Source organism: Armatimonas sp. (assembly GCF_031410135.1).
Taxonomy (GTDB): Bacteria; Armatimonadota; Armatimonadia; order Armatimonadales; family Armatimonadaceae; genus Armatimonas.
The window spans coordinates 1-5997 of record NZ_JANNYP010000014.1 but is presented as its reverse complement, the minus strand read 5'-3'; the positions used below and the strand labels follow the sequence as shown (position 1 = coordinate 5997).

3 protein-coding genes and 1 pseudogene are annotated in these 5997 nt (G+C 60.4%); 2 read left to right on the top strand and 2 right to left on the bottom strand.

Annotation, left to right across the window (positions count from 1 at the left end):
• A partial coding sequence (locus RMO15_RS00525) for an alpha/beta hydrolase (RefSeq protein ID WP_309706858.1) occupies nucleotides 1-496 on the bottom strand: 496 nt, incomplete at its 3' end.
• A gap of 30 nt (nucleotides 497-526) precedes the next feature.
• On the opposite strand from RMO15_RS00525, the gene RMO15_RS00520 reads away from it, so the two are divergent.
• On the top strand, nucleotides 527-2689 hold the full coding sequence (locus tag RMO15_RS00520) for a beta-L-arabinofuranosidase domain-containing protein (RefSeq protein ID WP_309706857.1): 2163 nt from the start codon (nucleotides 527-529) through the stop codon (nucleotides 2687-2689).
• A 1-nt stretch (nucleotide 2690) separates the two neighbouring features.
• A complete protein-coding gene (locus RMO15_RS00515; RefSeq protein WP_309706855.1) occupies nucleotides 2691-4349 on the top strand; it encodes a CRTAC1 family protein in 1659 nt (552 codons plus the stop codon).
• Nucleotides 4350-4504: 155 nt separating this feature from the next.
• Here RMO15_RS00515 and RMO15_RS00510 read toward each other — a convergent pair.
• Nucleotides 4505-5997, bottom strand: a pseudogene (locus tag RMO15_RS00510) (hypothetical protein); the annotation flags it as partial.

Below are 5997 nucleotides of genomic sequence, written 5' to 3'. Positions count from 1 at the left end.
CGCACTGCACGGCGCTGGAGGCACGGTCAATGGGATCTTTGGCAGCGGGATCGCCGGGGCCACCGTAGGCCGCCATCATCGTGGAGAGATGGCCGCCTGCACTGCCCCCGCTGATACCGAGCTTGTCCGGGTTAATGCCCCAGCGGCTGGCATTGCTGCGGACAAAGCGCACGGAGCGGTGGATGTCCTGCATGATCTCGGGAAGTGTGAACTTTGGCACGGTGCCATGGACGACCTGAAAGAGCGTGTAGCCACGGTCTGCGAAGGCTTTCCCCAGCGTGGGATTGATGGAGCTATGGCTGGAGACCCAGCCACCACTCACCATCCAGAGAATCCCGATCCCGTTGGACTTGGATTTCTCCGGGAACGTCACGTCCATTGTCAGTGCCACACCGAGCTTATGGCCATAGACCACTTCCGCATGGCGCGTCTGGGCCGAAGCAGGGGAGAGCAGGGCAAGAGTGGCTGCGATGCCAAAGAACATTCGTCGTGTCATGGCGGCATTTTACAGTAAAATGCAGGCGATATGCTGACGCCTCTAGACCCACGTCATGTTCGGCTCCTCTCCGGCCCCTTTGCCGATGCCCGCGACCGTAATGCTGTCTGGTTGCTCGCCCTCGACCCCAAGCATCTGCTCCATGGCTTCTACCAAAACGCCGGGCTCCCTACCTGCGGCGATGCCTATGGTGGCTGGGAGCAGCAGAGCCTCGCGGGGCACTCACTCGGGCACTATCTCTCGGCTTGTGTGCGCCTTGCTGCGGCAGGTGACGAGCGCTTTGCCGAGCGCGTCTCGCTGATTCTCGCAGAGCTGAAGCGCTGTCAAGAGGCCCGAAGTGACGGTTTTATCGGCGGCATGCCCGACGCGGATCGGGTCTTTGGAGAGCTTCGGGCGGGCATTGTCCGGGCGAGAAACTTCGACCTCAACGACTGTTGGGTGCCGTGGTACAACCTCCACAAGCTCTTTGCAGGGCTGCTGGATGCGGCGACCCTTCTCCCCCGTCCCCCCCACCCGGTGGGAGGGAGGGGGGAGCTCGCACTTGAGATCGTCACCAAGCTCGCTGACTGGGCCATAGGCGTCACCGCGACGCTCGACGACGCACAATGGCAGGCGATGCTGGGCTGCGAGTTCGGCGGCATGAACGAGTCGCTTGCGGAGCTCTACGCGCTCACGGGTGAGGCTCGCTACTTAGAGCTGGCAGAGAAGTTTTACCACCACGCTGTCCTTGATCCCCTCGCGGAGGGAGTGGACTGCCTTCCGGGGCTCCACGGCAACACGCAGATTCCTAAGATCATTGGCTGTGCCCGGCTCTACGAAGTGACAGGGGATGAAAAGTACAGAAAGATCGCGGAGAACTTCTGGCGCTTTGTGACCCAGAGCCATAGCTATGTCATCGGGGGGCATGGGAGCGGCGAGCACTTTGGGCCGACAGGCGATCTCTCGGCGCGGCTGACCCACTCGACCTGCGAGACGTGCAATAGCTACAACATGCTCAAGCTCACCGAGCATCTCTTCTGCTGGGAGTCCAAGGCCGAGTACGGGGACTTTATGGAGAAGGTGCGCATCAACCACATTCTGGCAAGCCAGAACCCGGAAGATGGGATGGTCTGCTACTTCGTCTCGCTGCTCTCTGGGCACTTCAAGCACTACTCGACTCCCGAGGACTCGTTCTGGTGCTGCGTCGGCACCGGCTGGGAGAACCACACCCGCTACGGCGATGGGGTGTATTTTGCGGATGCTGAGCATCGGGTGCTCTACGTAACGCAGCTTGTCGCTTCGGAGGTGCATTTGCCAGAATGGGGGCTGACGGTTTGCCAGGAGACACCCTTTCCTGAGAGCGAAACAGTGCGCTTTACTGTCACTGGCCCACAGGACATTGCCGTCCGCCTGCGACTTCCCACCTGGGCCGGGTACTCGGCAATTCGCTGGAGAGACATTCGAAGCGACGAGCTGGTCTTTCGCAAGAAACCCGCCATTGAGAGCCTTCTTGGGGCACCAGATAAACTCGCGCTTTTAGACGGCCCCATGGTACTTGCCGCCGATCTGGGAGCTGCGCCGCCGCCCGGCGATGCCGATGGCGGTGAGCCGTTCAATGCTCAGATTCCTCCCGCGCCCGTGCTCCTCGATCCTGTAAGCCGTACGTTCGAGCGTGAGGGTATCTCGCTGGTGCCGTTCTATAAGCTCCACGGTCGGCGGCAGGCGGTCTACTTCGATAGTTTTACCAACGACGAGTGGGCAGAGAAAGAAGTGGCCTATCGCGCTACGGAAACTCAGGCGCATAATCAGCGCACCAAACAGCTTGATGAGTTCTGGCCCAACCAGATGCAGCCCGAGCGCGACCATCACTTTGCAGGTGAAGGCTTTATCGGCGGCGAGCGCAGCGCTTGGAAGTTCCGTCAGGCCGAAGAAAACGGCTGGTTCTCTTTCACGCTCCGCTCCCTGCCCGATTCTCCCCTGGATCTGGAGTGCCTCTGGGGGCCACCGCAAGATCACGATGTCCGTTTCACCGTCGAGGTTGAGGAACAGCCCATTGTGATCATCACTAAGGCAGTCGAAAAGCACCGGCACCTGGCTGAGACATATTGGATTCCCGAGCACCTGACGAACGGCAAAGATCGAGTTACCGTGCGGATCAGTGGCCCCAGCGCACCACTCTTTCGAGCTAAGCTACAGAAGCGGCTGGAGGCATAAGGTGAAAACACTTGCTCACCTTAGCTTGCTCATTGTGCTCTTGGCGCTGGGACTGCTGATCAGTGGCTGCCCAAAGAAGCCATCTGCGCCGGTGATTGTTCCGCCAAAGCTTATAGACGGCATTGGGTTTGAGGACGTGACGCTCTCAGCGGGGCTGGACTATACCTGGCCCAAACAGCCGCGCCCACTCCGAAATCTGGAGGCATTTGGCACGGGGTGCGCCTTTATAGACTACGACGACGATGGCTGGCAGGACATCTTGCTGGTGGCTGCGCCTTATCCACGGCTCTACCACAACCAGAAAAAGGGGACGTTTATCGAGACCACAAAGGCGCTCGGCCTAGACAAGCTCTCCGGCGACTGGAAAGGCGTGGCGGTGGGGGACTTCAACGACGACGGCACGCTGGATCTGGTGCTCACGGGCTACCGGTGCCTTGCGCTGCTGAAAAACGACGGTGGCAAGGCGTTTACCGATGTCACCGAAGCGTCGGGGTTTCGCCGGGACAACCGGGGCCACTGGGGGGCGAGCGCGGGGTTTATGGATCTGGTGGGCAACGGCCGTCTTGATCTGGTGCTCTTAAACTATGTGGTCTTTGGCCCAAGTGAGCCGCAGTTTTGTGACGATAACCCGATGAGCATCAAGAGCGGCTGCCCACCCAGTGCCTACAAGCCGGAGTTCCCGGAGCTCTGGGAGAACCGTGGTGATGGCAAGTTCACGGAGCGCCGCTTGCCTAAGACCAGTGGGAAGGCGCTGGTGGTTGCTTTTACGGATGCCAATGGGGATGGACGGCAGGATCTCTATATCGGCAATGACGGTATGGCAGCGGAGCTTCTGATCAATCAGGGCGGGATGCGCTTCACCAACGAGGGAATGCTCAGCGGGGTTGCCTACGGAATGCAGGGGCATACCATGGCCGCCATGGGAGCCGACTGGGCCGACTACGACCGTGATGGCTTGCTGGATCTTGCGGTCACGGGCTTCTCCGGCGAGAGCTACATGCTCTATCGTGCGCTAGGCAAAGGAGCCTATGAGCAGGCCAGTGATGCCGTTGGGCTGGCGCTCCCGACCTATAAGCCACTCGGGTTTGGAGCCAAGTGGCTCGACTTTGACAACGACGGTTTCCCCGATCTGGTCTTTGCCAACGGCCATGTCTATGACAACACCCACGAGATTGACTCCAGCACGAGCTTTCTCCAGCCGCTGATGCTCTTTCAAAACCAGCAGGGCAAGCGCTTCCGTGATCTGGTTCCGCTGCTGGGAGGCGCACTTGCCAGGCCGATCCTAGGCCGTGGCCTCGCTACTGGCGATTTCGATAACGATGGTCGTATGGACTTCCTCGCCGTAGACTACGAAGGCAGGCCGCTTCTGGCCCACAATCTCTCGGAGACAAAAAACCACTACCTGACGCTGGATCTGCGCCGTGCAGAAGGCAGGGGTAATCGTTTTGCCTACGGTGCGACCATCACCGCGTCCGTCGGCAAGGAGCAATGGGTGGGGCAGGTCTCTCCGGCCTCGGCCTATCTCTCCTCCAGCGACCCCCGGATTCATCTGGGCCTTGGCCGCCATACGTCGTTGGATAGCCTCACGATTCGCTGGCCGGATGGCAAGAAGGAAACCCGCACCCACGTCGCCGCCGACCAGATCCTCTCTGGTTTTTAGAACCTGTGTAAAAACCTCTCCCCTACCCCTCTCCCGGGCAGTCGTTCCTCCTTGGGAAAGGGGATTATTGGTGCATAACTCCCTCCTTTCCCAGCGACGAAGGAGCGCCCGGGAGAGGAGGGTTGGGGAGGAGAGGTTGGTTATTACACAGGTTTTTAGGAGAGTGCCAGTGCGAGTGCATCGGTGAGGGAAAGTGCGCTGCCCGTGGCACGCTGCTGCGGCGTGGCGTGGCTGCTTTCTAGGATCTTGTCCCGGTACACATAGTCCTCTTCACCAAGGGCATCGAAACGGGCGAGCCAGAAGGTCTCCGCGAAGGCCATCAATAGCGCGGCGGTTTCGGGCCGGCCTAGATGGAGTAGCGGCTCTGGGAGGTTCCAGAAAGCAAAAGCAAGTGTCCGCAGGTTCCCGATGCGTTGGCAGACACGGATGCAGGCTTGGCCAGATCCCAGCGCGTCGTCCCATTGTCCTAGCTCTGCCTGGAGCGAGCCGATATTGAGGAGGAGCTTACTCTGGTGGACGAGATCGCCTTCTTTTCGTGCTCGTTCCAAGCACGTGGCGTAGAGTACCAGAGAGCCCTCGGAATCTCCCTGTTGCCCTAGGACATGGGCACGGTTGGCAAGGGCGTAGCGTGCCCCCGAGAGATCCCTCACCGATGTAAAAAGCGTCTCCGAAATCTCAAAGCAGGTGGCTGCTTCAGCCAGCTCTTTATTGCGAATCAAGAGAATCCCGAGGCGACGCAGGATCGTGGCTTGGGTTGTGATGTCGTTGCACTGGGTCGAGAGTTCTAGGGCTTCGCGCAGGAGCGGGATGACCGCTGTGGGACGGGCGTAATTTGACACCGCGAGCTGTCCCTGGATCGAGAGCGCGATGGCACGCAGCTCTGGCTCCGATCCTGCCAGAGTGAGTGCCTCTTGCGCCTGTGCCTGCGCGAGCTTGGTGTCTCCGCACGTATCGGCAAAGGCGACCGTGTGGCTGAGCGCGACCAGCTTCTCACGAGGCGTTGGGGCGGGAAGGGAGAGAACGCGTTGCCCGAGGGCCAGTGCTGTCGGTGTTCCCAAGTGCGCCAGTGCCGTGGTGGCGTAGGTCAGAAAGAGGGAGTAGGCACAGAGGCCATCCTCCGCCGCACACGCCGACTCTAGTGCCGCAAGGACATTGGCCTCCTCCTCGGGGCTTTCAGGGCGCTGCGTTGCATAGTAGGTTCGGTGTCTTTCCTGAACCGCAGCACTCGCTTTCTCGGTGAGCTGCTCGGCGGCAAAGGCACGGATGAGCTCCAGCAGGCGAAAGCGTGTCTGGCCCGTCGGCGTTTCTTCATGAACCACCAACGACGCGTCGGCGAGGGCATTGAGACGCTCTTGCGCATCGGAAAGCTCGCAGATGACGATCGCTGCTTCCACACTCCACCCGCCACGGAACACGGAGAGCTGCGCGAGAAAGTTCTGCTGGCTAGGCGAGAGCATGCGCCAGCTCCAGTCTATGGCCGCATGGAGTGACGAATGCCGCGAGTTTTTGTTGGGGCGTGCCAGGAGCCTCAGGCTCTCGGAGAGCTGGCTTTGCATCTCGCTGACGCTCAGGCTACGAATCCGCGAGGCCGCCAGCTCTAGCGCCAGAGGGATTCCATCGAGCTTTTGACAGAGGCTTTCCAGAGACT